Source organism: Burkholderia arboris, assembly GCF_902499125.1.
In the GTDB taxonomy this organism is placed as follows: Bacteria; Pseudomonadota; Gammaproteobacteria; order Burkholderiales; family Burkholderiaceae; genus Burkholderia; species Burkholderia arboris.
In genome coordinates this window covers 23,230-45,735 of the sequence record NZ_CABVPX010000048.1, presented here as the reverse complement: position 1 = coordinate 45,735, position 22,506 = coordinate 23,230, and the positions used below count along the sequence as shown (strand labels likewise).

Here is a 22,506-nt window from a genome sequence, read left to right as displayed (position 1 = left end):
GGGTTTTTGCATTTGAGCGACGGAAATGTGCGTGCCGGCCACACGAAATGCGCCCGGCGCTGCGGCGCCGATGGGCGCCGATGGGCGTCGATTCGGACCGAGGTCGCATCCACGCCACCCGCCACATTCGACCACCTTCCATCCTGCTTGCCGGCCTTCATCGCGGAACGAAGTCACGTGATTTGATACGATCGAAGTGTCGTCGGCGATTGCATTCGTCGACGTTCACGGTCGAAACCGGGGCTTGATGAAGAGGGCAGGGAATGAATATCGGCGACGCGTCGCGCGAATCCGGAGTCAGCGCAAAAATGATCCGGTACTACGAACAGGTTGGCCTGCTTGCACCGAGCAAGCGGACCGATGCCGGCTATCGGATCTATGGCGCGGACGAAATCCACATCCTGCGCTTCATTCGCCAGGCCCGGCGGCTTGGCTTTCTCGTCGAGGATATCCGCAAGCTGCTGATGCTCTGGCAGGATCGCTCCCGCGCGAGCGCCGAAGTGAAGTCGATCGCCCTCGAGCACGTGGCCGAACTCGACAAACGCATCGCGGAGCTGAGCGACATGCGCGACACGCTGGCCGACCTGGCCGCGCACTGCCATGGTGACGGACGGCCCGAATGCCCGATTTTGGCGCGCCTCGCCGACCCCATCGTTGAACCAAATTAGTGCGCGCCCTCGAGCCTCAAAATGGGCTTCGATTCAATATCTATAAAAATCAATGGGTTACAGTGTGTTGGTGGGCGATCATTCCATTCTGGAATGGTTTCCATGCAAGTATTTCACTAGCATCTTGGTGCGGCATCGCTATAATTCGGGATAACCCTATACGGGAAATCCCTGAATCTCGGTTCACCAGGGGTCCCTCTTCCTTGGAGAATGTCATGATTGCCTACATCGTCGAAAAGCTGAGCAACTGGTTCGAATCCGCAGAACGTGAGCGCCGTGAGGCTTACCTCGCCACGTCGTCGGACATCGTCCAGCTCGAGAGCCGCATCCGCTCGCTCGAAACCAACGGCTACTCGCTGTAATCGGAGTCACCGTCAGGTGCCGTGTGGCACCGAACGATAAGCAAGCCCCGTATTTGACGGGGCTTTGTTTTTTTGTGCGCCGGATCTGGCGAAATCGTCAGTGCAGCGCTATGGTATGAGCCTGCTTTTCATCCTGAAGGACACGATCATGCGTTTGCGTCTCGATGTGCGTCGCCGTGCCCGCGCGCGTCTCGTGCTGGGCGCGGCCGTGCTTGTCCATGGCCTCGCGGCCGGTGCCGCGACGTCGTCCAAACCGCTGGTTCTCGATACGCAACGTGGTATCCAGGACGGCAAGGGCGGATTGGTGTTGCAGACGGCCCCGTTGTCCTCGGAGCCGATCGTCGAGCCGGCGGGCATGCGCGCCCCGGCCGGGCAGGCGCCGAACACGTCGGTTCCGCTGTTCGTCGCGCCGTATATCAACGTTCCCGCATGGGGCGGGCAGCCAGCCAACCAGCCGAGGCTCGCGCCGAGGCCGCAGTAACGGCCGGTTGTCCGGTCAGTTGCCGCGTTGCTCGATCTGAAAGCGGGCGCCGCTATCCTGTCCCAGCGTCTCGACCAGATAGGGCAGTGCCTCGTTCATGCTCTGCGCGAGCGTATACGGCGGATTCAGGATGAACATCCCGCTGCCAAAGAGGCCCAATCCATCCGTCGGTGGATTCGATACCGTCAACGTCAGGTGCAGCCAGTTGTTCGGTTGCAGGCGCTTCAGCTGCTCGGGAAAGCGCTGTGACTCCAGCCGCGTGACCTGCGGGTACCAGATCGCATAGCAGCCCGTTGCGAATCGCTTCAGACATTCCGTCACGCAGCTCACCGTGCGCGCGTAGTCCTTCTTGTCCTCGTAGGACGGGTCGATCAGCACGAGTGCACGTCGCGGCGCCGGCGGCAGCAGCGCCTTGATCCCTTCGAAACCGTCGCCGGCGAAGATCATCGCGCGCCGTCCCGCGTCGCGGAAATTGTGGCGCAGCACGTCGATTTCGGTCGTGTGCATTTCGAACAGGCGCATGCGATCCTGCTCGCGCATCGATCTCCATGCGATGTACGGCGAACCCGGATAGAAGCGCAGCTCGCCATCGTCGTTCAGCGCGCGGACTTCGTCGACATACTCGCCCAGCGCTTCCGGCAGATTCCTTTCGTTCCACAGCCGGCCGATGCCGGTGTCGAATTCCGACGTTTTCGCCGCGTAGCCGTCGCGCAGCGAGTACACGCCGGCACCTGCGTGCGTATCGATGTACCAGTACGATTTGTCTTTCTTGTTCAGGTAGCGCAGCAGCTGGACGACGACGGCGTGCTTGAGCACGTCCGCGTGGTTGCCTGCGTGAAAACCGTGACGATAACTGAGCATGGCTGGCTGCCTGAAACGAAAGGTGAATCGATGAAAGCGGTCGATCGTGCGCGGCCGTCAGGCCGGGCGCCGATGCGGCCGCGTATTGTACGCGAGTGGCCGCAAGTCGCCTTACTCGTATGCGTCGCCGACCAGTTCCTCGATGCGTTGCTTCACATCCGGCGTCAGCTTCGCGGCAACGTCGATCGCGCGCATGTTGTCGCCGATCTGTTCGATCCGCGATGCACCGGTGATGACCGAACTCACGCGCGGATTCGCGAGCACCCACGCGATCGCGAGCTGGCCCGTGCTGCAGCCGAGTTCGGCCGCGATCCCGCCGAGCCGTTCGACGATGTCGTTGGCGGTCCGGTCGGTCAGGCGTTCACGCATCCAGTCGTAGCCCTGCAACTGCGCGCGGCTGCCGGTCGGTACGCCGTGGCGGTACTTGCCGGTAAGCAGGCCCGATGCCAGCGGGCTCCAGGTCGTGAGACCGAGACCGTAATCGTCGTAGAGCCGCGCATATTCCTGCTCCACTCGCGTGCGGTGGAACAGGTTGTACTGCGGCTGTTCGACGACCGGCTTGCGCAGGTGATGCCGCTCGGCAATCTCGCATGCGGCGCGGATCTCGTCGGCGCTCCATTCCGACGTGCCCCAGTACAGCGCCTTGCCGCGCGCGATCATGTCGCTCATCGCCCACACGGTTTCCTCGATCGGCGTGTTCGGATCGGGGCGATGGCAATAGACGAGATCGACATAGTCGAGCTGCAGCCGGCGCAGCGAGCCGTCGAGCGCATTCAACAGGTATTTCCGGTTCAGCGTGTGGTACTGGTTCGGCGCTTCAGCGAGCCCCCAGAAGAACTTCGTGGACACGATATAGCTGACGCGCGGCCAGTCGAGCGACTTGAGCGCCTGACCCATGATTTCCTCGGATTTGCCGCCGGCGTAGACCTCGGCGTTGTCGAAGAAATTGACGCCCGCGTCGCGTGCCGCGGCGAGGCATTCGCGCGCGACCCGCTGGTCGACCTGGTTGCCGTATGTCACCCACGAACCGAGGGAAAGCTCGCTGATCTGCAGGCCGGAGCGGCCTAGCCGTCGATAGTGCATGCGAATCTCCTGCGTAACGGAACCGACCTTAAGCTTAGACGTTTTGCGCGCGAACGGCGGGGCCGATCGTGCACAATGACGGCTGGCACGCCGTTACGAGTTCGCGACGAGCGCGGATGCGGCGGGCGCATGATTTATCGATCCGACAAACGGGAGGAGACGGACATGGCAGCAGATCTGAGCGGCAAGACCGCAGTCGTCACGGGCGCCGCGAGCGGCATCGGCAAGGAAATCGCACTCGAGCTCGCCAAGGCAGGCGCGGCCGTCGCGATCGCCGACCTGAACCAGGACGGCGCGAACGCGGTCGCCGACGAGATCAACAAGGCAGGCGGCAAGGCGATCGGCGTCGCGATGGACGTGACGAACGAGGAAGCCGTGAACAGCGGCATCGACAAGGTTGCCGAAACGTTCGGCTCGGTCGACATCCTCGTGTCGAACGCGGGCATCCAGATCGTCAACCCGATCGAGAACTATTCGTTCTCCGACTGGAAGAAGATGCAGGCGATCCACGTCGACGGCGCGTTCCTGACGACGAAGGCCGCGCTCAAGCACATGTACAAGGACGATCGCGGCGGCGTCGTGATCTACATGGGTTCGGTGCACTCGCACGAAGCGTCGCCGCTGAAATCGGCATACGTGACGGCCAAGCACGGCCTGCTCGGTCTGGCACGGGTGCTGGCGAAGGAAGGCGCGAAGCACAACGTGCGCTCGCACGTCGTGTGTCCGGGCTTCGTGCGCACGCCGCTGGTCGACAAGCAGATTCCGGAGCAGGCGAAGGAGCTCGGCATCAGCGAAGAGGAAGTGGTGAAGAAGGTGATGCTCGGCAACACGGTCGACGGGGTGTTCACGACGGTGCAGGACGTCGCGCAGACGGTGCTGTTCCTGTCGGCGTTCCCGAGCGCCGCGCTCACGGGGCAGTCGGTCGTCGTCAGCCACGGTTGGTTCATGCAGTAACGCCGGCGCGGGCGGCGTCGCTGCCCGCTGACGAACGGCCAAAAAAAACGCGCTCCGTGGAGCGCGTTTTTCATGTCGGCAGGGCGGAGCCGGTGACGGCGGCCGCCCGGCGCCGCTTTACTTCAGGACGGCTGCGACTGCGTTGGCGACCGCGTCGAGGTTGCGCGTGTTCAGCGCGGCGACGCAGATCCGGCCCGTGCCGACCGCATAGATGCCGAACTCGTCGCGCAGGCGATCGACTTGCGCCGAGGTCAGGCCCGAATACGAGAACATCCCGCGTTGCGCGTTGATGAAGCTGAAGTCGCGATCGACGCCGCTCGCCTTCAGGCGCTCGACAAGACCGTTACGCATCGCGCGGATGCGATCGCGCATCTCGCCGAGTTCCTGCACCCACGAAGCCTGCAGTTCCGGCGACGCGAGCACGGCAGCGACGACGGCGCCGCCATGGGTCGGCGGGTTCGAGTAGTTCGTGCGGATCACGCGCTTCAGTTGCGACAGCACGCGCGTGGCTTCTTCCTTGCTCGACGTGATGATCGACAGCGCGCCGACGCGCTCGCCGTACAGCGAGAACGACTTCGAGAACGACGACGACACGAATGCGTTCAGGTCGGCCGAGGCAAACAGGCGCACGGCGGCGGCATCGGCTTCGATGTTCTCGCCGAAGCCCTGGTACGCCATGTCGAGGAACGGCACGAGGTTGCGCGCCTTCACGACGTCGACGACTTGCTGCCATTGCGCTTCGGTCAGGTCCACGCCCGTCGGGTTGTGGCAGCACGCGTGCAGCACGACGACCGTGCCGGCTTCGTAGCCGTTCAGCGCCGACAGCATGCCTTCGAAGTTCACGCCGTTGGTGGCCGCGTCGTAGTACGGGTACGCGACGACTTCGAAGCCGGCTGCTTCGAACAGCGCGCGGTGGTTTTCCCAGCTCGGATCGCTGATCGCGACCTTCACGTTCGGGTTCACGGTGCGCAGGAAATCGGCGCCGATCTTCAGTGCGCCCGTGCCGCCCAGTGCCTGGGCCGTGACCACGCGGCCCGCTGCGATCAGCGGCGAATCGTTGCCGAGCAGCAGCTTCTGCACGGCCGCATCGTAGGCGGCGATCCCGTCGATCGGCAGGTAGCCGCGCGGCAGGCCGGCCTCGACACGCACCTTCTCGGCTTCGCGGACCGCGCGCAGCAGCGGAATCTTGCCTTCTTCGTTCGTGTACACGCCGACGCCGAGGTTGACCTTGGTCGGACGCGCATCGGCGTTGAAGGCTTCGTTCAGGCCCAGGATCGGGTCGCGGGGGGCAAGCTGGACAGCGGAGAAGAGCGACATGATGATTCGGCAGTAGTGAAAAGAGGGTCAGGCTTTCAGCCGGCGGGGCGGGCGCAGCGGACCGCGCGCCAACGGCGCGACGCCGGAAAGCGCAGCAGCCTGATATTGTAGCGAATTCGCGCTGGCGGGGGCGGTGAATCCGTCGCGATTCGGCGGCGATTCGCGATTTCGGGCAGCCGTCGCGCGTCAGGAGCCGGCAGCAGTTCGCGCGGCCGCGAAGCGCTAGAATGCTTTCTTTGCCCTTGCTCCGGCCGCATTCCATGTCCGAACATCATGCTGAAGTCGGCGACGCGCTCGACGAATCCAAATTCGCTACCTTCGAAGGGTCGCCCTTCCAGTTGTACCAGCCGTATCCGCCCGCAGGCGACCAGCCGACCGCGATCGCAACGCTCGTCGAAGGGGTCGAGGACGGCCTGTCGTTCCAGACGCTGCTCGGCGTGACGGGGTCGGGCAAGACCTTCACGATGGCCAACACGATCGCGCGGCTCGGCCGCCCGGCCATCGTGTTCGCGCCGAACAAGACGCTCGCGGCGCAGCTCTATGCGGAGTTCCGCGAGTTCTTCCCGCGCAACGCGGTCGAGTACTTCGTCTCGTACTACGACTACTACCAGCCTGAGGCCTACGTGCCGCAGCGCGACCTGTTCATCGAGAAGGATTCGTCGATCAACGAGCACATCGAGCAGATGCGGCTGTCGGCGACGAAGAGCCTGATGGAGCGCCGCGACGTGGTGATCGTCGCGACGGTGTCGGCGATCTACGGTATCGGCAACCCGTCCGAATACCACCAGATGATCCTGACGCTGCGCACCGGCGACAAGCTCGGCCAGCGCGACGTGATCGCGCGGCTGATCGCGATGCAGTACACGCGCAACGAGCAGGATTTCCAGCGCGGCACATTCCGTGTGCGCGGCGACACGATCGACATCTTCCCGGCCGAACACGCGGAAATGGCCGTGCGCGTCGAACTGTTCGACGACGAGGTCGAGACGCTGCAACTGTTCGACCCGCTGACGGGGCGCGTGCGGCAGAAGATTCCGCGCTTCACCGTGTATCCGTCGTCGCACTACGTGACGCCGCGCGATACCGTGATGCGGGCGGTCGAGACGATCAAGGACGAATTGCGCGAACGCCTCGAGTACTTCCACCGCGACGGCAAGCTCGTCGAGGCGCAGCGCCTCGAGCAGCGCACGCGTTTCGATCTCGAGATGCTGCAGGAGCTCGGCTTCTGCAAGGGCATCGAGAACTACTCGCGGCATTTCTCGGGGGCGGAACCCGGCGATCCGCCGCCGACGCTCGTCGACTACCTGCCGCCCGATGCGCTGATGCTGCTCGACGAGTCGCACGTGCTGATCGGCCAGCTGAACGGCATGTACAACGGCGACCGCGCACGCAAGGAAAACCTCGTCAATTACGGGTTCCGCCTGCCGTCGGCGCTGGACAACCGGCCGCTGAAATTCCCCGAGTTCGAACGCAAGATGCGCCAGGTCGTGTTCGTGTCGGCCACGCCGGCCGACTACGAGAAGCGCGTGACGGGGCAGATCGCCGAGCAGGTCGTGCGGCCGACGGGGCTCGTCGATCCGGAAATCGAGGTGCGCCCGGCGAGCTCGCAGGTCGACGACGTGCTGACTGAGATCAATGCGCGCGTGAAGGCCGGCGAGCGCGTGCTGATCACCGTGCTGACGAAGCGCATGGCCGAGCAGCTCACCGAGTTCCTGGCCGACCACGGCGTCAAGGTGCGCTACCTGCACAGCGACATCGACACGGTCGAGCGCGTCGAGATCATCCGCGACCTGCGGCTCGGCACGTTCGACGTGCTGGTCGGGATCAACCTGCTGCGCGAGGGGCTCGACATTCCGGAAGTGTCGCTCGTCGCGATCCTCGACGCGGACAAGGAAGGCTTCCTGCGCGCCGAGCGCTCGCTGATCCAGACGATCGGCCGGGCCGCGCGGAACGTGAACGGCAAGGCGATCCTCTACGCGGACAACATGACCGATTCGATGACGCGCGCGATCGGCGAGACCGAGCGCCGCCGCGCGAAGCAGATGGCCTTCAACGAAAAGATGGGCATCACGCCGCGCGGCGTCGTGAAGCGCATCAAGGACATCATCGACGGCGTCTACAACGCGGACGAGGCGCGCGCGGAGCTGAAGGAGGCGCAGCAGCGCGCGAAATTCGAGGACATGTCGGAAAAGCAGCTCGCGAAGGAAATCAAGCGTCTCGAGAAGCAGATGGCCGACTACGCGAAGAACCTCGAGTTCGAGAAGGCGGCCGCGACCCGCGACCAGCTTGCGGTGCTGCGCGAGCGCGTGTTCGGCGCGAACGTCGGCGACCACATCAGCGGCGGCCGGTAAATCTTTCCAAGCGTCACCGAAACGGGTTGGTAACGAGCCTGTAAGCCTTGTCGGATCAGGGGTTTACACGGCTCTTCGTTTGTTCCGAAACCGGTTCGGTGCTAAACTTCGCAATTATTGAGAATTGTTCGCATTAACGTTCTTCGTCGCGTTAGTGTTTCCAGCGGGCGGCCCCGGCGGCGGCCCGCGTGTCGTCAAGATAGTCAGACAAATAACAAGGAGTGTCCATGTTGGGTTCTTCGTTCATCCGCACGACGGTTGCGGTAGCGGCGGCGCTTGCCGCGATGTCGGCCTCGGCTGCCGAATATCCGATCGGCAAGCAGCAGATCCAGGGCGGCATGGAAATCGGCGCGGTGTACCTGCAGCCGATCACGATGGACCCGGAAGGGATGATGCGCAAGGCGTCGGATTCCGACATCCACCTCGAGGCCGACATCCATGCGGTCAAGAACAACCCGACGGGTTTCGCGGAAGGCGACTGGATGCCGTACCTGCAGGTCACGTACAAGTTGACGAAGCAGGGCGACACGAAGTGGAAGGCTGAAGGCGACCTGATGGGCATGGTCGCGAGCGACGGCCCGCACTATGGCGACAACGTGAAGCTGAACGGCCCGGGCAAGTATCACCTGACGATGGTCGTCAAGCCGCCGATGCAGTCGGGTCACATGGCGTTCGGCCGTCACATCGACAAGGAAACGGGCGTGGGCGCGTGGTTCAAGCCCGTTACGCTCGAGTACGACTTCCCGTTCGCCGGTATCGGCAAGAAGGGCGGTTACTGATCGGTGGCATCACGAACGGCGCGCTTCGGCGCGCCGTTGGCGTAGAGAACCCAGAATGAAAATTCCCCAGAAAATCGTTGCCGCAGCCGCTGCGCTGTGGCTTGCCGGCGCAGCGCATGCTGCCGACCTGCCGACGTTCAAGCTCGAGATGACGGACGGCAAGCTGAATCCCGCCCGCATCGAAGTGCCGGCCGGCCAGCGTTTCAAGATCGAGATCAAGAACACCGGCAAGGGCGCCGCCGAATTCGAGAGCGTGCAGTTGCGCAAGGAGAAGGTGCTCGCACCGGGTGCCGATTCGTTCGTGGTCGTCGCTCCGCTGTCGCCGGGCGAATACAAGTTTTTCGACGATTTCCACCAGCAGGCACAGGGCGTGATCGTCGCGAAGTAACGCGTTTTATCTGCGCGCGGGTGCACCAGTCCCTTGCTCCGCGCGTCAGGAGGTATCGATGGGTCAGATCTTGTTCATCGTCTGGCGGGAGAGCGTCGAAGCGCTGCTCGTCGTCGGCATTCTCTATGCATGGCTGAAAAACGGCGACGACGACGCGCGCCGCGGCCTGCCTTTCCTGTGGGCCGGCGTCGGTGTCGGCCTGCTGATGGCCGTCGGCCTCGGCGCCGCGCTGGTCGGGTTCACCGAAGTGTTGTCCGGCGACGCGCAGGATTACTTCCAGACCGCGATGGTGCTGATCGCATGCGTGCTGATCGTGCAGATGGTGCTGTGGATGCGCCGGCACGGCCGCACGCTGAAGCGCGACATGGAGCAATCGCTGCAGCAGAGCACGCGCGATTCGAACTGGTGGGGCGTCGCCGTGCTGGTCGCGCTCGCGATCGCGCGCGAAGGCAGCGAGACGGTGATCTTCCTGTACGGCCTCGGTTTCGGCCAGTCGGGTCACGTCGACGGCAGCCAGATGCTCGCAGTGCTGATCGGTCTCGGCCTGGCGTTCTTCACGTTCTATCTGCTGCAGCTCGGCGGCAAGTACTTCTCGTGGCGGCATTTCTTCCGCGTCACCGAAGTGATGCTGCTGTTCCTCGGCGCGGGCCTGTTCCAGACCGGTGTCGACAAGCTGATCGACAAGGAAATCCTGCCGCTCGGCATCTCGCAGGTGTGGGATACGTCCGCGATCCTCGATGACTCGGGCACCTTCGGCTCGCTCGTCGCGACGCTGACCGGCTATCGCGCGCACCCGGCACTGACCAACCTGGTCGCATATGCGGTGTACTGGGCCGTCGTCTGGCTGCTGATGAAGCGCGCGAGCCGTCGTCCGGCCGTTGCCGCAGGCCGCGCGGCATGAGCGTAGTCGCCGCAGCCAAGCCGGGCTGGCTTGCACAGGCCGGCCAGTGGATGCAGCGCCACGGCGCGCTGATCCGCGGTATCCAGTGGATCGTCGTCGCGGTCTACGCATTCCTGATCATCGTGCCGGCGGTGTTGCCGCTGCCGGACGATTCCGCGCATCTGTGGAACAACCTCACGCTGATCGCGCAGTTCGCGTTCTGGGGCATCTGGTGGCCGTTCGTGCTGCTGTCGATGGTGATGCTCGGCCGCGTCTGGTGCGGCGTGCTGTGCCCGGAAGGCGCGCTCACCGAATACGCGAGCAAGTTCGGCCGCGGCGGCCCGATCCCGCGCTGGATCCGGTGGGGCGGCTGGCCGTTCGTCGCGTTCGGGATCACGACGATCTACGGACAGATGGTGAGCGTGTACCAGTACCCGCTCGCGGTGCTGTTCGTGCTCGGCGGCTCGACCGTCGGCGCGATCGTGATCGGCGTGCTGTACGGCCGCGAGAAGCGCGTGTGGTGCAAGTACCTGTGCCCCGTGAACGGCGTGTTCGGGCTGCTCGCGCGGCTCGCGCCGATGCGCTACAAGGTCGACGAGGATGCGTGGCGCCGTTCGTACAAGAACGGCGAGCATGGCCATCGCGTGATTCCGATCAACTGCGCGCCGCTCGTGCCGTTGCGCAACATGAAGGGCGCGGCCGATTGCCATATGTGCGGCCGCTGCAGCGGGCACCGCGACGCGATCTCGCTGTCGCTGCGCTCGCCGTCCGACGAAGTCGTGAACCTCGGTGCGCAGCAGGCGAACCCGTGGGACACCGCGCTGATCCTGTACGGCCTGCTCGGCGTTGCGATCGGCGCATTCCACTGGACCGTCAGCCCGTGGTTCGTGCAGATCAAGCAATGGCTCGCAGGCTGGCTGATCGACCGCGACATCACGTGGCCGCTCGAAACCAATGCGCCGTGGTTCCTGCTCACGCACTATCCGGATCGCAACGACGTGTTCTCCTGGCTCGATGGCGGGCTGGTCGTCAGCTACATCGTCGGGACGGGGCTCGTGTACGGCACGGCGCTGTTGGTGCTGCTGGCCGGCGCCACGCTGATGCTCGGCCGCTTCGATCGCGTGCGGCTGCATCACCTCGCGCAGGCGCTGATCCCGATCGCGGGCGCAGGCGTGTTCCTCGGGCTGTCGGCCACGACGCTGTCGTTGCTGCGCGCCGAGCATGTGCCGCTCGGCTGGGCAACCGATGTGCGCGTCGCGATCCTGGTCGGCGCCAACACGTGGAGTGCGTGGCTCGCGTGGAAAGTGACGGGGCGCTACGCGGCATGGCCGCGCCGGCTGGCGGCATTCGCGTGGTTTGCCGCCGGGTTGGCCGTCGTCGACAGCGCATGGTGGTTGATGTTCTGGGGGTTCTGAGGCGGCTCGCATGCCGCTTCGGTTGTCACGCATCGATGCAGTAACGCACACGGGCGGCATGCTTCACGCATGGGCCGCCCAAACAAAAAAGCGGCACGTCCTTCGACGTGCCGCTTTTTTTCCTACCTTGTGCGAGAACCAAAAAAAGTGGCTTGGCTTGCTGCAACGGCTGCTTGAGTGTGTTTGCACGAAGGGGTCTAGATCTCGCGTGCAAGCCGTTACGCTGGCTACTGCCCAACACCTCTCAGGGAGGTGGTCCCCACAATACGCTGTCTTACTTCGTCAGGATCAGTTTGCCGAGCCGTGTGGCGCGCAACTGATACGTCTCTCCGTTATGCGCGATGCTGATGTGGCTGTGGCCTTGCAACAGCGCGTCGCTGTTCACGACCCGCGTGCCTGTATCGCGGTTGCCGGCGGGTTTCGCCGGCGTGGTGACCGCTGCCGTCTTCTGACGGCTGCTGGCTGCAGTGCCGGTCGTGCGGCGCAGGGTCAGCGTGGTCGGGCGCATGGTGTCGGTCATTCGGTTTGATCGGTGACTGTCGATACGATGGAATGAATTCTAAATGATAACTATTCCCATTTACAAAAACTCTTTATCGATCGAAACATCAGACTTGATAGTTTGAATCAAAGGGGCGGCCCGCAGGCCGCCGCCGGGTTCAGTGCAGCGGATCGGGCGCCTTGCGGCCCTGCGCGTATTCGCGGATCAGGCGCACCGTGTCGATGTCGGACGTGCGGTACGCCTCCTTGACGATCCCGTGCGTCTGTCGCGCGTCCTCGCTGTCGTCCGTGACGGTCAGCGTCGTGCGGTACTCGAAGCGCAGGAACAGCTCGTGGTCGTCGCGCTCCTCGATCGTCATCGTCAGCGAACCGCCGATCTCGCCGTCGGCCGCAAGGATGTCGTAGCGGACCTGCTGGTTCGGCGTGAACGTCACGTGGTCGCGCACGGTCGCATGGCCGTAGTGCAGTTCACGTTCGAGCGTCGTGTCCGTCCGTTCAAGGACGACGCAGCTGTCGAGGCCGAGCACGAACAGCTGCGGCTGTTCGGCGCGCAGCACGAGGCCTTCCCAGAGCTGGTCGCGGGTGAGGGTCGGCACGGCCGGATCGTCGGCGTTGATCTGGATCAGATGTTCGAAGTTCAAGGGGACGGGTTCCTTCTGGTGGCGGGCGGCCACATGGTTCAAGAAGTTATTGTGACGCAAAACGACTCGTTTCGCGGCACCTGCCGTCCCCGATCGGGCGTCATGCTTCGATGCGGCCCATGCGGCCCGTCTGGTAGTCGACGACAGCCTGCCGGATCTCTTCTTCGGTATTCATCACGAACGGGCCGTAGCGGACGATCGGTTCGTTGAGCGGCACGCCGCCGATCAGCAGCAGGTCGAGCGACGTGTCGCCAGCGGCGAACGCGACGGTGTCGCCGTCGTCACCGTAGACGATCATGTGCCGTGCGTCGACAGCCTGCCTGTCGGGCCCGTAGAGGCCCGTTCCGTCGATCGGATAGGCAAACACGCGATAGCCGGCCGGCACGGGCTGCGTGACCGTTGCGCCGGGTTCCAGCGTGAAATGCTGGTAGAGGATCGGCGTGCGCGTCTCGATCGCGGCCTGGACGCCGAATGCTTCGCCGGCGATCACGCGGACGCGCGCGCGGCCGTCCGGTGACGTCGCGGTCGGGATGCGGCCGGCCGGGATCTCCTGGTAGCGCGGTGCGATCATCTTGTCGCGGCGCGGCAGGTTGACCCACAGCTGGAAGCCGTGCGAGCGGCCGCCTGTCTGCGCGAACGCGGGATCGGGCATCTCGCTGTGCACGACGCCGGCGCCGGCCGTCATCCACTGCACGTCGCCGGGGCCGAGCGTGCCTGCATGACCGGACGAGTCGCGATGACGGAAGCGCCCGTCGAGCGCATAGGTCACGGTCTCGAAGCCGCGATGCGGATGATCGGGCGCGCCCACGGCTTCGCCGGGCGCGTAGTCGACGGGGCCCATTTCATCGAGCAGCAGGAACGGATCGAAATCCATCAGCAGCCGCGTCGGGAACGGACGGTGAACCACGAAGCCACCGCCTTCGGTCGTGCGAAGGGCGGGGTAGGTACGGTCAAGCGAGCGAGCGGTCGTCATGGGGAAGCCCTCGAAATCGTCGGAATAGCGTTATTTTTGAAACATAGCGCTATTATATTGGGCGTTTTACCGTTCGATTTGCGGTGCTCCGCAATGGATTGTTCTGAAATTGGAACGATGAGATGAATATCGATGCACATAACCTGAACGACCTGATGTACTTTTCGCAGGTCGTCGAACATGGCGGCTTCTCGGCCGCGGAGCGCGTGCTGGGCATCTCGAAATCGCGTCTGTCGCGGCGCCTGACTGAGCTCGAGGCGGCGCTCGGCGTGCGCCTGCTACAGCGCTCGACGCGCAAGCTCGCGCTGACCGAGGCGGGGGAACTGTTCTACCAGCATTGCCAGGCGATGCTCGCCGAAGCGCAGGCCGCGATGAACGCCGTGCAGCAGTTGCGCGCGTCGCCGCGCGGCTCGGTGCGGGTCAGCGTGCCGGTGACGTTGTCGCAGACGATGCTGTCGCGCATCCTGCCCGAATTCCTGCGCCGCTATCCCGAGGTGAGGGTGCACGTCCGCGTGACGAATCGCGTGATCGACCTGTTCGAGGATTCGATCGACGTTGCGTTGCGCGTGCGCTCGGAGCCGCCGCAGAACGCCAACATCGTCGTGCGGCCGCTGTGGCGCACCGAGCAGATGCTGGTCGGCGCACCGAGCCTGTTGAGCCAGAATGCGCCGCCGCTGGTGCCGGATGATCTGACCGGCTTCGAGACACTCGATACGCCGAGCGTCGACGGGCGGCACGTGTTCAACCTGATTGCACCGGACGGGACGCGTCACGTGCACGAGCACGAGCCGCGGCTCGTGACGGCCGACCTGATGACGATACGCGAGGCCGTGCTCGACGGCCTGGGCATCGCGGCACTGCCGGAGATGATGTACGGCAACGCGCTGCGTGCGGGGCAACTGTCGCCCGTGATGCCGGGCTGGACGTTGCCGGTGCCGCAGCTGTATGCGGTGTTCGTGTCGCGGCAGGGGATGCCGCCCGCGGTGCGTGCGTTCGTCGACTACCTGGTCGAGAAGCTCGACCACGGCGCGTACAAGGAACCCGGTTGCCCCGAGCGCGCGAAGAAGGAAGCTGCGGCCGATGTTTCGGCGACCTGAACACGGCGTGCACGACGACGCAAATTTGTTTTGTCATTGAAGCGTCGCCTGCAATCGCAAGTTTCAATCGCCGGAACCTTGAATGCGCGCGCGCGCGGGCCTATATTGAAATCCCATTTCGTGAAGGAAGTTCTGAGCGAAATCAGGTGGCCGCATATATTGTGAGCCAGATAGGGCAGAACGCGCAGTCCGTGCAGACCACGGCAGAGTCGCATTTGCGTTGCTCGAGGCGCAACCGATACCGCCAAAGAGCCCGCCGCCCGAAGGCGCCCGCGTGCGCATGAAAAAAGGCCTTCATCTGGCGATGAAGGCCTTTTACTTTGTGTGTGGCCGGCGAGGTGCGGCCGGCGAGGTGTGGCCGGCGAGGTGCGGCCGGCGAGGTGTGGCCGGCGAGGTGTGGCCGGCAAGGTGCGGCCGGCGATGCGTCACCGCAAGACGTGCGCGCGTTACTTCGCTTTCGCGCCCGGCTCCGTCACGAAGCCGAGCTTCGTCAGGCCGCCGGCCTGCGCATCCGACATCACTTCCGCGACGTGCTCGTAGGCAACCTTGCGGTCCGCGCGCAGGTGCAACTCGGGCTGCGGCGTGCGCTTCGCCGCTTCCGCGATGCGGGCTTGCAGTTGTTCACGTGTGACCGTGTGGTCGTCCCACAGGATCGTGCCGTCGCCCTGGATTGCGACGTCGACCGTCTGCGGCTTTTCGTCGACGGGCTGGCTGCTGGCGTGCGGCAGGTCGATTTTCACCGCATGCTGCATCGCCGGGATCGTCACGAGGAAAATGATCAGGAGTACGAGCATGACGTCGACGAGCGGCGTCATGTTGATCTCGCTCATCACGGCATCGTCGTCATCGTCGCTGAAACCGGTGTTCATGGCCATGGTTCACCTCGTCTTAGCTGGCGCGCGTCGCGAGACGCAGGCCGTCGCGCGTCGACGACGATGCGAGGCTCGCGCCCGTCACGAAGTATGCGTGCAGGCCGTGCGCGAAGCGGCGCAGCTTGCTGACGATACCCTTGTTCGCGCGGGTCAGTGCGTTGTAGCCGAGCACGGCCGGAATCGCGACGAACAGGCCGAAGGCCGTCATGATCAGCGACTCGCCGACGGGGCCCGCAACCTGGTCGATCGACGTCTGACCGGTGGCGCCGATCGCGAGCAGCGCGTGATAGATACCCCACACCGTGCCGAACAGGCCGACGAACGGTGCCGTGCTGCCGATCGATGCGAGGATCGCGAGACCGCTCTGCATGCGCGAGATGCCTTCGTCCATCGTGTCCTTCAGGCAGCGCGTGACCCAGTCCGACACGTCCATGCGGTCGTGCAGGTGCGGTTGCGTCTGGTGGTGATGGTCGGCGGCTTCCTTGCCCGACAGCGCGAGCGCGAGGAACGGGTTGTCGTTCGGCGTCGACGCGGCGAGGCCGAGCTTCTTGATGCCGTCGTCGAAATCGTCCGAATGCCAGAACGCCTGTTCGGCATTCTTCGTGAGGCGGTTCAGGCGGATCACGTTCCAGCCCTTGATGACGATCACCATCCACGACAGGACCGACATCACGAGCAGCGTGATCGCGATGGCGCGCGTGACGAAATCACCTTGCGCCCAGACGTGCGCGATACCGTAGCTTTGCATTTTTTTGTTTCCTTTGAATCTTCCGGATGAGGCAGGTTAGTCGGTGAGCCCGAAGCTGTAGGGCTGTGTGCGGGCGGCGCGGATCGCCTGGCCGTTCTCGATGTACGGACGGCAGGTGGTCGAGCGCATCGCGTCGAGTGCGGCATCGTCGAGGCGCGGGTAGCCGCTGCTCTTCTGCAGATCGATGCTTTCGATCTTGCCGGTCACGCCGACGACGAAGTGGACATAGGCCGTACCCGATTCGCCGCGGCGGCGCGACATCGACGGGTAGTCGGGCTTCACGAAGTTGCATTGGAGCGTCGGCACGTTCTTCGGCGCGCTGACCTGCATCGTTTCGCGTGCCGGGGCGGGCGTCGCGGCCGGCGCCGCAGGAGCGGGGGCGGCCGGGGCAGGCGTCGGATCGGCGGCCGCTGGTGCGGGCGTCGGCGACGGGGTCGGCGATGGGGTGACCGGCTGAGGCGTCGGCTTTGCCACTTTCGGCACCGGCTTTGGCTGGACCTTCTGCTTGACGGGTGTCGGCTTCGGCGGCGTAGGCTGCGGAATCGATTCGGCCGCGACCTGCTGGGCGATCGGCGCCGGCGTGATGAGCTGCGCGGTGATCGTCTGGACCTCGACCGATTTCGGTGGCGGCGCGTTGCGATGGAGCCAGGCGGCCGTCAGCATGATCGCGTGTGCGGCAAGCACACCGACCGCGACGACGATCACTCGGGGATTCATACGTGGTGCAGCCGGCAAGGCGCCGGCAGGAGCGAGATGCGAAGCCTGCATGTTAGCTTGAAAGAACGATGTCGCACCCGGGGCGCGGCGGGTGAATCGGCATCACTTGCGGAAGATCAGCAGCGAGATGCAAACGGTGGTCACAAATCCGATCAGCAATTCCATGACAGGCTCCTTGGCAGGTAAGCCGCTGGCTCGCGCAGACGATGGCTTGCTGACGGTCAAGACAAAAAATGCGGCCTGGGCCGCATGCGCACACTCGGCGCGGGTCAGGCAGCCTTGCGTTCGTAGAAGGTGACCGGGATCGGGTGAGCGTGATGCTCGACGCCACACCGGCTCGCACAGACGCCTTGTTCGGCCATGAGGTCGCGTACGGACTCCTCGCACTTGCCGCAGCACGTGGCCACGCCGAGCTCGAACTGGAGTTCATCGAAAGAGTTCACGCCCTCTGCGAGGGACGCGCGAATCTTGCGATCGGAAACAGACTTGCACACGCAGACGATCATGGTGAGTTGCGATAGCTAACGTTAATGCGAATTATTATCATTAAATTTGCGGGCGTTGACAAGCCTGGGTCGGGCTTTTTTTAAGGTCATCGGACCCTTGAAACGGCGGGGAGCGGCGGAGCCGCGGCAGGAGCGGGCGTGCGGGCCCGCGTCAGGCGGTTGCGCAGGCTTGCGCGTTCGGCGAGGAAATGGTGACGGATTCGACCGGCGCATCGAGGCCGAGCAATGTCGACGCGAGCGCCTGCAACTGCCGGCCGTCGCCGGTCGAGCAGAAGCGGGGCGGGGCGACCGGCGTGCCTGCAGGTGCGCGCAGGCCGTGCTGGTCGAGCACGCGCACGAGCTGGCGTGCGATCGCGTCGCTCGTGTCGACGATCGCCATGCGGTCGCCGACAATGTCGCGAATCGTTGCGGTGAGGAACGGGTAGTGCGTGCAGCCGAGGACGACCGTATCGGCGCCGTCGTCGAGCATCGGTTGCAGATAGCTGTCGAGCAGCGCGCGCAGCGCGGGCGAGTCCGTGTCGCCGCTCTCGATCGCCTGCACGAGCCCGTGGCCCGGCTGGCAGATGAAGCGGCAACCGGCGCCATGGCGCTCGAGCAGCGTCTGGAACCGGGCGCTGCGCAGCGTTGACTGGGTGGCGAGCACGCCGGCGACGCCGCTCGCGGATTGCTGGACGGCCGGCTTGATGCCCGGCTCGACGCCGACGAGCGGAATCGCGAGACGCTCGCGTACCGCCGCGATCGACTGGGCCGTCGCCGTATTGCAGGCGACCACGAGCGCCTTCGCGCCCTGCCGGACGAACCATTCGCCGATCGCGAGCGTGCGCTCGGTGATGAACGCGTCGTCACGTTCGCCGTACGGGATGTAGCGCGTATCGGCCGTATAGACGAACGACTCGCCGGGCAGGTGCGCGCGCGCGGCGCGCAGCACCGACAGGCCGCCGATCCCCGAGTCGAAGATTCCGACAGGAGCGGCGGCGCGCATCGCGGGAGCGGCTGGATGGTTCGTCATCGTCATGCGGACGGTGCGGCGGCGGACGGGCCGATTACTCTGCCGAACCCATCATCGTTTGCTGGTAGTTCTGCAGGCCGACCTTGCCGATCAGGTCGATCTGCGTTTCCAGCCAGTCGATGTGCTCTTCGGTGTCGTCGAGGATCTTTTCGAAGATCTCGCGCGACACGTAGTCGCGAACCGTTTCGCAGTAGGCGATCGCTTCCTTGCAGGTGGACTGCGAAATCTGCTCGAGCTTCAGGTCGCACTTCAGGATCTCTTCGGTTTCCTCGCCGACGAGCAGCTTGTGCAGATCCTGCAGGTTCGGCAGGCCGTCGAGCATGAACACGCGCTCGATCAGCCAGTCGGCGTGCTTCATTTCGCCGATCGACTCGTCGTACTCGTGCTTGCCGAGCTTCTCGAGGCCCCAGTGCTTGTACATGCGGGCATGCAGGAAGTACTGGTTGATCGCCGTGAGCTCATTCTTCAGTTGGGCGTTCAGATATTCGATGACTTTCTTGTCGCCTTGCATGGCTGTTCCTTGTTCAGTGGGGCTTCAGAAACCGAACGATAATCGCTCGAACGAGAAAAGCCAAGCCTCAAAGCCTTGTCTGGCCTGCCTTTTGCGTGTAATGAGAATCAGCCTCGAATGACCGGCCGGACACAATAATGAGAATGAGAAGTAAAAAGGCCGGACTTCCGTCCGGCCTTTCGTTCGATCGCGCTTAAGCGGTCGCGACCGGGATCTTGCCGATCTTCGCCTGCCACTCCTTCGGACCGGTCTGGTGCACCGACGTGCCCGACGAATCGACGGCGACCGTCACCGGCATGTCCTGTACGTCGAACTCGTAGATCGCTTCCATGCCGAGGTCTTCGAATGCGAGCACCTTCGCGCCGCGGATCGCCTTCGACACGAGATACGCCGCGCCGCCGACCGCCATCAGGTATGCAGCCTTGTGCTTCTTGATCGCGTCGATCGCGACCGGGCCGCGCTCGGCCTTGCCGACCATCGAGATCAGGCCCGTTTGCGCGAGCATCGTCTCGGTGAACTTGTCCATGCGGGTGGCCGTCGTCGGGCCGGCCGGGCCGACCACTTCGTCACGCACCGGATCGACCGGGCCGACGTAGTAGATCACGCGGTTCGTGAAGTCGACCGGCAGCTTCTCGCCCTTCGCGAGCATGTCGGCGATGCGCTTGTGTGCGGCGTCGCGGCCGGTGAGCATCTTGCCCGACAGCAGCAGCGTCTGGCCCGGTGCCCAGCTGGCGACTTCTTCCGGCGTCAGCGTGTTCAGGTCGACGCGCTTGCTGGTTTCCGTGTTCGGTTCCCACTGGACCTTCGGCCAGGCGTCGAGCGACGGCGCTTCGAGCTTGGCCGGGCCCGAACCGTCGAGCACGAAGTGCGCGTGGCGCGTGGCCGCGCAGTTCGGGATCAGCGCGACCGGCTTCGAGGCCGCGTGCGTCGGTGCCGCCATGATCTTCACATCGAGCACGGTTGCCAGGCCGCCGAGGCCCTGTGCGCCGATGCCGAGCGCGTTGACCTTCTCGTGCAGCTCGACGCGCAGTTCCTCAACCCAGTCCTTCGGGCCGCGCGCGATGATTTCCTGGATGTCGATCGGCTCCATCAGCGATTCCTTCGCCATCAGCATCGCCTTCTCGGCGGTGCCGCCGATGCCGATCCCGAGCATGCCGGGCGGACACCAGCCCGCGCCCATCGTCGGGACCGTCTTCAGCACCCAGTCGACGATCGAGTCGGACGGGTTCAGCATCACGAACTTCGACTTGTTCTCCGAGCCGCCGCCCTTCGCCGCGACCTGCACGTCGACCGTGTCGCCCGGCACGATCTCGTAGTGGATCACGGCCGGCGTGTTGTCCTTCGTGTTCTTGCGGGCGCCTTCCGGCGGATTGACGATCGATGCGCGCAGCACGTTGTCCGGGTGCGTGTAACCGCGGCGCACGCCTTCGTTGATCATGTCGGTGAGGCCCATCGTCGCGCCGTCCCAGCGCACGTCCATGCCGACCTTCACGAAGATCGTGACGATGCCGGTGTCCTGGCAGATCGGGCGCTTGCCTTCCGCGCACATGCGGCTGTTCGTGAGGATCTGCGCGATCGCGTCCTTCGCGGCCGGGCTCTCTTCCAGCTCGTACGCGCGGCCGAGGGCCTGGATGTAGTCGAGCGGGTGGTAGTAGCTGATGTACTGCAGCGAATCCGCGATGCTCTGGATCAGGTCTTCCTGTTTGATGACGGTCATGGCTGAGACTCTGTGAGGACTGTGGGGAATGCGTTTATGCGTTGACGGCTGCTTCGGCCGTCTTGCGGGACGCAGCCGCGACGGGCGCATGCGTCTCGTGGAAATGGGCCGGGTGCGTGTGCGTCGTCAGGCGGTCGACCCACGCCATCACGAGCGCCGACACGAGGAACGACACGTGGATGATCACCTGCCACATGATCGCGTGCATCGTGTGCTGGTCGGGGTTGATGAAGGTCTTCAGCAGGTGGATCGACGAAATGCTGATCAGCGCCATCGACAGCTTGACCTTCAGCACGCCCGCGTTCACGTGGTCGAGCCACTCGGGCTCGTCGGGATGGCCCTCGATGCCGAGGCGCGACACGAACGTTTCATACCCGCCGACGATCACCATGATCAGCAGGTTCGAGATCATCACCACGTCGATCAGGCCGAGCACCGCGAGCATGACGCTGATTTCGTCGAGGCCCGTCGCATGCGACAGCAGGTGCCAGACTTCCTTCAGGAACAGGAACACGTAGACGGCCTGCGCGACGATCAGGCCGAGGTAAAGCGGAACCTGGAGCCAGCGGCTCATGAAAATCAAGGCGGGAAGCGGACGAAGCGGGCGACGGGCGGGGCGGCCGGGCGAATGCGGGGCGGACATGATGGCGGTGCGGGCGCGGTGCGCAGGTATCGGGGGTAATCTTGAAAAGGCGCGCTATTGTAACGCGTCGGCCGGCGCGGCTGCAGCGACGCGCCGGCGGTGCCGGGGACGGATCAGGACGCGGCGGCCGGCACGCGTTTCACGCGCAGGCTCGCGAGCACGATGCCGGCGACGACGCAGGCGAGCGCGATGCCGTGCGCGAGCGTCGGGCGCTCGCCGAGGAAGGCGATGCCGTAGGCGGCCGCAGCGATCGGCAGCACCGCGCTGAACACGCCGGCGAGGCTGCCCGGCACGTGGCGGATGCCCTTCATCCACAGCCAGAACGAGAAGATGCTGGCCGACAGGCCGTACCAGACCACGAGCGCCCAGGTGCCGGCCGGCACGCTCGCGTAATCGAAATGCCACAGCGCCGTCGCGCCGAGCGGCAGCATCAGGCACAGCCCGAACAGATGGGTATACGCGCAGATGTCGATCGGCGCGAGCGTCTGCGTGAGCCGGCGCGACAGGATCACGTAGATCGATTCGCAGCACACCGCGCCGAGGATCAGCAGGTTGCCGGTCAGCGAGCCGGATGCGTCGCCGTGGGCGCCATGCCCGGTTGTACCGCCGTTGGCGAGGTTGATCGTCACGACGCCGGCGATCGCGAGCGCGATCGACACGAGCGCACGGCCGTTCGGTTTTTCACGCAGGATCAGCCACGCGAACAGCGCGACGATCGCCGGGATCGTGCTCGTGATGACGCCGGCCGCCACCGCGCTCGTGCGCTGCACGCCGTTGAGCATCAGCAGCGTGAACATGAAGGTGCCGAAGAAGGCCTGCAGGAACAGGTTCAGCCACTCGCCGCGCTTGACCGCGCGCATCTTCACGGGGCTGAACAGCGGCCACAGCACGGCGATCGCGATCACGAAGCGCAGCGTGGCGAGGATGGCGACGGGGACGAATGCAACGATGGATTTACCGATACCGACGTTGCTGCCGACGAACAGCATCGACAGGATGAGGAAGAGGGCGTAGCGATTCAAGCTGGAATCC

The 22,506-nt window shown here is 64.6% G+C and carries 25 protein-coding genes; 10 read left to right on the top strand and 15 right to left on the bottom strand.

Features of this window, described 5'->3' with window-relative positions:
* Positions 1-263 precede the first annotated feature (263 nt).
* From cueR to BLA15945_RS35445, 3 genes are all read left to right on the top strand, one after another.
* The gene (gene cueR, locus BLA15945_RS35455) at positions 264-668 is read left to right on the top strand and encodes a Cu(I)-responsive transcriptional regulator (RefSeq protein WP_059233625.1); all 405 of its coding nucleotides are present in this window, start codon (positions 264-266) and stop codon (positions 666-668) included.
* Between the two features lie 215 nt (positions 669-883).
* Complete coding sequence (locus tag BLA15945_RS35450) at positions 884-1,030, top strand: DUF3563 family protein (protein ID WP_006478295.1); 147 nt, start codon at positions 884-886, stop codon at positions 1,028-1,030.
* Positions 1,031-1,145: 115 nt separating this feature from the next.
* Positions 1,146-1,511 carry a hypothetical protein gene (locus BLA15945_RS35445; RefSeq protein WP_174994544.1) on the top strand — a complete coding sequence of 122 codons (366 nt, stop codon included), beginning with the start codon at positions 1,146-1,148 and terminating at the stop codon, positions 1,509-1,511.
* Positions 1,512-1,526: 15 nt separating this feature from the next.
* Here the strand turns inward: BLA15945_RS35445 and BLA15945_RS35440 are convergent, their stop codons facing one another.
* Complete coding sequence (locus BLA15945_RS35440) at positions 1,527-2,372, bottom strand: 23S rRNA (adenine(2030)-N(6))-methyltransferase RlmJ (protein WP_059233626.1); 846 nt, start codon at positions 2,370-2,372, stop codon at positions 1,527-1,529.
* A 111-nt stretch (positions 2,373-2,483) separates the two neighbouring features.
* Positions 2,484-3,455 (bottom strand): potassium channel beta subunit family protein, encoded by a 972-nt coding sequence (locus tag BLA15945_RS35435; protein ID WP_174994543.1) that lies wholly within the window; start codon positions 3,453-3,455, stop codon positions 2,484-2,486.
* 165 nt (positions 3,456-3,620) lie between these two features.
* Here BLA15945_RS35435 and BLA15945_RS35430 point away from each other — a divergent pair, with 165 nt between their 5' ends.
* Positions 3,621-4,409 carry a 3-hydroxybutyrate dehydrogenase gene (locus BLA15945_RS35430; protein WP_174994542.1) on the top strand — a complete coding sequence of 263 codons (789 nt, stop codon included), beginning with the start codon at positions 3,621-3,623 and terminating at the stop codon, positions 4,407-4,409.
* 117 nt (positions 4,410-4,526) lie between these two features.
* Here BLA15945_RS35430 and BLA15945_RS35425 read toward each other — a convergent pair whose 3' ends face one another.
* Positions 4,527-5,726 (bottom strand): amino acid aminotransferase, encoded by a 1,200-nt coding sequence (locus BLA15945_RS35425; protein ID WP_059233629.1) that lies wholly within the window; start codon positions 5,724-5,726, stop codon positions 4,527-4,529.
* A 260-nt stretch (positions 5,727-5,986) separates the two neighbouring features.
* On the opposite strand from BLA15945_RS35425, the gene uvrB reads away from it, so the two are divergent.
* From uvrB to BLA15945_RS35400, 5 genes are all read left to right on the top strand, one after another.
* Entirely contained in the window at positions 5,987-8,077 is a 2,091-nt protein-coding gene (gene uvrB, locus BLA15945_RS35420; RefSeq protein ID WP_174994541.1) for an excinuclease ABC subunit UvrB, read from the top strand.
* Positions 8,078-8,304: 227 nt separating this feature from the next.
* Positions 8,305-8,856: an iron transporter gene (locus BLA15945_RS35415; protein ID WP_059233631.1), complete on the top strand. Its 552-nt coding sequence runs from the start codon at positions 8,305-8,307 to the stop codon at positions 8,854-8,856.
* A 55-nt stretch (positions 8,857-8,911) separates the two neighbouring features.
* Positions 8,912-9,244, top strand: a complete 333-nt coding sequence (locus BLA15945_RS35410) for a cupredoxin domain-containing protein (protein ID WP_034190351.1) — start codon at positions 8,912-8,914, stop codon at positions 9,242-9,244.
* A 58-nt stretch (positions 9,245-9,302) separates the two neighbouring features.
* Positions 9,303-10,145, top strand: coding sequence for an FTR1 family iron permease (locus BLA15945_RS35405; protein ID WP_059233632.1), 843 nt, complete (start codon positions 9,303-9,305; stop codon positions 10,143-10,145).
* Positions 10,142-11,539: a 4Fe-4S binding protein gene (locus BLA15945_RS35400; RefSeq protein ID WP_059233633.1), complete on the top strand. Its 1,398-nt coding sequence runs from the start codon at positions 10,142-10,144 to the stop codon at positions 11,537-11,539. Before BLA15945_RS35405 ends, BLA15945_RS35400 begins: the two co-directional genes overlap by 4 nt.
* A 274-nt stretch (positions 11,540-11,813) precedes the next feature.
* Here BLA15945_RS35400 and hemP read toward each other — a convergent pair whose 3' ends face one another.
* The 3 genes from hemP to BLA15945_RS35385 form a co-directional block, all read right to left on the bottom strand.
* Positions 11,814-12,059 carry a hemin uptake protein HemP gene (hemP, locus tag BLA15945_RS35395; protein ID WP_034190354.1) on the bottom strand — a complete coding sequence of 82 codons (246 nt, stop codon included), beginning with the start codon at positions 12,057-12,059 and terminating at the stop codon, positions 11,814-11,816.
* A gap of 139 nt (positions 12,060-12,198) precedes the next feature.
* Complete coding sequence (locus BLA15945_RS35390; protein ID WP_059236679.1) at positions 12,199-12,681, bottom strand: SRPBCC family protein; 483 nt, start codon at positions 12,679-12,681, stop codon at positions 12,199-12,201.
* A gap of 100 nt (positions 12,682-12,781) precedes the next feature.
* The gene (locus BLA15945_RS35385; protein ID WP_059233634.1) at positions 12,782-13,654 is read right to left on the bottom strand and encodes a pirin family protein; all 873 of its coding nucleotides are present in this window, start codon (positions 13,652-13,654) and stop codon (positions 12,782-12,784) included.
* A 122-nt stretch (positions 13,655-13,776) separates the two neighbouring features.
* On the opposite strand from BLA15945_RS35385, the gene BLA15945_RS35380 reads away from it, so the two are divergent.
* Complete coding sequence (locus tag BLA15945_RS35380; protein WP_059233635.1) at positions 13,777-14,751, top strand: LysR family transcriptional regulator; 975 nt, start codon at positions 13,777-13,779, stop codon at positions 14,749-14,751.
* Between the two features lie 446 nt (positions 14,752-15,197).
* On the opposite strand, the gene BLA15945_RS35375 is transcribed toward BLA15945_RS35380, so the two are convergent.
* The 9 genes from BLA15945_RS35375 to BLA15945_RS35335 form a co-directional block, all read right to left on the bottom strand.
* The gene (locus BLA15945_RS35375; protein ID WP_006478310.1) at positions 15,198-15,626 is read right to left on the bottom strand and encodes an ExbD/TolR family protein; all 429 of its coding nucleotides are present in this window, start codon (positions 15,624-15,626) and stop codon (positions 15,198-15,200) included.
* Between the two features lie 13 nt (positions 15,627-15,639).
* Entirely contained in the window at positions 15,640-16,371 is a 732-nt protein-coding gene (locus BLA15945_RS35370; protein ID WP_059233636.1) for a MotA/TolQ/ExbB proton channel family protein, read from the bottom strand.
* 36 nt (positions 16,372-16,407) lie between these two features.
* Entirely contained in the window at positions 16,408-17,139 is a 732-nt protein-coding gene (locus BLA15945_RS35365) for an energy transducer TonB (protein ID WP_059233637.1), read from the bottom strand.
* A gap of 218 nt (positions 17,140-17,357) precedes the next feature.
* Positions 17,358-17,594, bottom strand: a complete 237-nt coding sequence (locus BLA15945_RS35360) for a (2Fe-2S)-binding protein (protein ID WP_039370093.1) — start codon at positions 17,592-17,594, stop codon at positions 17,358-17,360.
* Between the two features lie 151 nt (positions 17,595-17,745).
* On the bottom strand, positions 17,746-18,609 hold the full coding sequence (murI, locus tag BLA15945_RS35355) for a glutamate racemase (protein ID WP_174994540.1): 864 nt from the start codon (positions 18,607-18,609) through the stop codon (positions 17,746-17,748).
* A gap of 28 nt (positions 18,610-18,637) precedes the next feature.
* On the bottom strand, positions 18,638-19,114 hold the full coding sequence (gene bfr, locus BLA15945_RS35350) for a bacterioferritin (RefSeq protein ID WP_174994539.1): 477 nt from the start codon (positions 19,112-19,114) through the stop codon (positions 18,638-18,640).
* 193 nt (positions 19,115-19,307) lie between these two features.
* The gene (locus tag BLA15945_RS35345; RefSeq protein WP_174994538.1) at positions 19,308-20,831 is read right to left on the bottom strand and encodes a fumarate hydratase; all 1,524 of its coding nucleotides are present in this window, start codon (positions 20,829-20,831) and stop codon (positions 19,308-19,310) included.
* Positions 20,832-20,865: 34 nt separating this feature from the next.
* Entirely contained in the window at positions 20,866-21,474 is a 609-nt protein-coding gene (locus tag BLA15945_RS35340) for a TIGR00645 family protein (protein ID WP_059233639.1), read from the bottom strand.
* A 113-nt stretch (positions 21,475-21,587) separates the two neighbouring features.
* The gene (locus BLA15945_RS35335; RefSeq protein WP_174994537.1) at positions 21,588-22,496 is read right to left on the bottom strand and encodes a DMT family transporter; all 909 of its coding nucleotides are present in this window, start codon (positions 22,494-22,496) and stop codon (positions 21,588-21,590) included.
* Positions 22,497-22,506 lie beyond the last annotated feature (10 nt).

What these genes read in the sequence shown, in the direction of transcription:
- BLA15945_RS35365 (WP_059233637.1), bottom strand. Translation starts at nt 17,139, where the DNA reads ATGCAGGCTTCGCATCTCGCTCCTGCCGGCGCCTTGCCGGCTGCACCA.
- BLA15945_RS35400 (WP_059233633.1), top strand. Translation starts at nt 10,142, where the DNA reads ATGAGCGTAGTCGCCGCAGCCAAGCCGGGCTGGCTTGCACAGGCCGGC.
- BLA15945_RS35385 (WP_059233634.1), bottom strand. Translation starts at nt 13,654, where the DNA reads ATGACGACCGCTCGCTCGCTTGACCGTACCTACCCCGCCCTTCGCACG.
- BLA15945_RS35360 (WP_039370093.1), bottom strand. Translation starts at nt 17,594, where the DNA reads ATGATCGTCTGCGTGTGCAAGTCTGTTTCCGATCGCAAGATTCGCGCG.
- BLA15945_RS35340 (WP_059233639.1), bottom strand. Translation starts at nt 21,474, where the DNA reads ATGTCCGCCCCGCATTCGCCCGGCCGCCCCGCCCGTCGCCCGCTTCGT.
- BLA15945_RS35430 (WP_174994542.1), top strand. Translation starts at nt 3,621, where the DNA reads ATGGCAGCAGATCTGAGCGGCAAGACCGCAGTCGTCACGGGCGCCGCG.
- BLA15945_RS35375 (WP_006478310.1), bottom strand. Translation starts at nt 15,626, where the DNA reads ATGGCCATGAACACCGGTTTCAGCGACGATGACGACGATGCCGTGATG.
- BLA15945_RS35415 (WP_059233631.1), top strand. Translation starts at nt 8,305, where the DNA reads ATGTTGGGTTCTTCGTTCATCCGCACGACGGTTGCGGTAGCGGCGGCG.
- BLA15945_RS35380 (WP_059233635.1), top strand. Translation starts at nt 13,777, where the DNA reads ATGAATATCGATGCACATAACCTGAACGACCTGATGTACTTTTCGCAG.
- BLA15945_RS35435 (WP_174994543.1), bottom strand. Translation starts at nt 3,455, where the DNA reads ATGCACTATCGACGGCTAGGCCGCTCCGGCCTGCAGATCAGCGAGCTT.
- BLA15945_RS35450 (WP_006478295.1), top strand. Translation starts at nt 884, where the DNA reads ATGATTGCCTACATCGTCGAAAAGCTGAGCAACTGGTTCGAATCCGCA.
- BLA15945_RS35440 (WP_059233626.1), bottom strand. Translation starts at nt 2,372, where the DNA reads ATGCTCAGTTATCGTCACGGTTTTCACGCAGGCAACCACGCGGACGTG.
- BLA15945_RS35370 (WP_059233636.1), bottom strand. Translation starts at nt 16,371, where the DNA reads ATGCAAAGCTACGGTATCGCGCACGTCTGGGCGCAAGGTGATTTCGTC.
- BLA15945_RS35410 (WP_034190351.1), top strand. Translation starts at nt 8,912, where the DNA reads ATGAAAATTCCCCAGAAAATCGTTGCCGCAGCCGCTGCGCTGTGGCTT.
- BLA15945_RS35405 (WP_059233632.1), top strand. Translation starts at nt 9,303, where the DNA reads ATGGGTCAGATCTTGTTCATCGTCTGGCGGGAGAGCGTCGAAGCGCTG.
- cueR (WP_059233625.1), top strand. Translation starts at nt 264, where the DNA reads ATGAATATCGGCGACGCGTCGCGCGAATCCGGAGTCAGCGCAAAAATG.
- uvrB (WP_174994541.1), top strand. Translation starts at nt 5,987, where the DNA reads ATGTCCGAACATCATGCTGAAGTCGGCGACGCGCTCGACGAATCCAAA.
- hemP (WP_034190354.1), bottom strand. Translation starts at nt 12,059, where the DNA reads ATGACCGACACCATGCGCCCGACCACGCTGACCCTGCGCCGCACGACC.
- murI (WP_174994540.1), bottom strand. Translation starts at nt 18,609, where the DNA reads ATGACGATGACGAACCATCCAGCCGCTCCCGCGATGCGCGCCGCCGCT.
- BLA15945_RS35425 (WP_059233629.1), bottom strand. Translation starts at nt 5,726, where the DNA reads ATGTCGCTCTTCTCCGCTGTCCAGCTTGCCCCCCGCGACCCGATCCTG.
- bfr (WP_174994539.1), bottom strand. Translation starts at nt 19,114, where the DNA reads ATGCAAGGCGACAAGAAAGTCATCGAATATCTGAACGCCCAACTGAAG.
- BLA15945_RS35345 (WP_174994538.1), bottom strand. Translation starts at nt 20,831, where the DNA reads ATGACCGTCATCAAACAGGAAGACCTGATCCAGAGCATCGCGGATTCG.
- BLA15945_RS35445 (WP_174994544.1), top strand. Translation starts at nt 1,146, where the DNA reads ATGAGCCTGCTTTTCATCCTGAAGGACACGATCATGCGTTTGCGTCTC.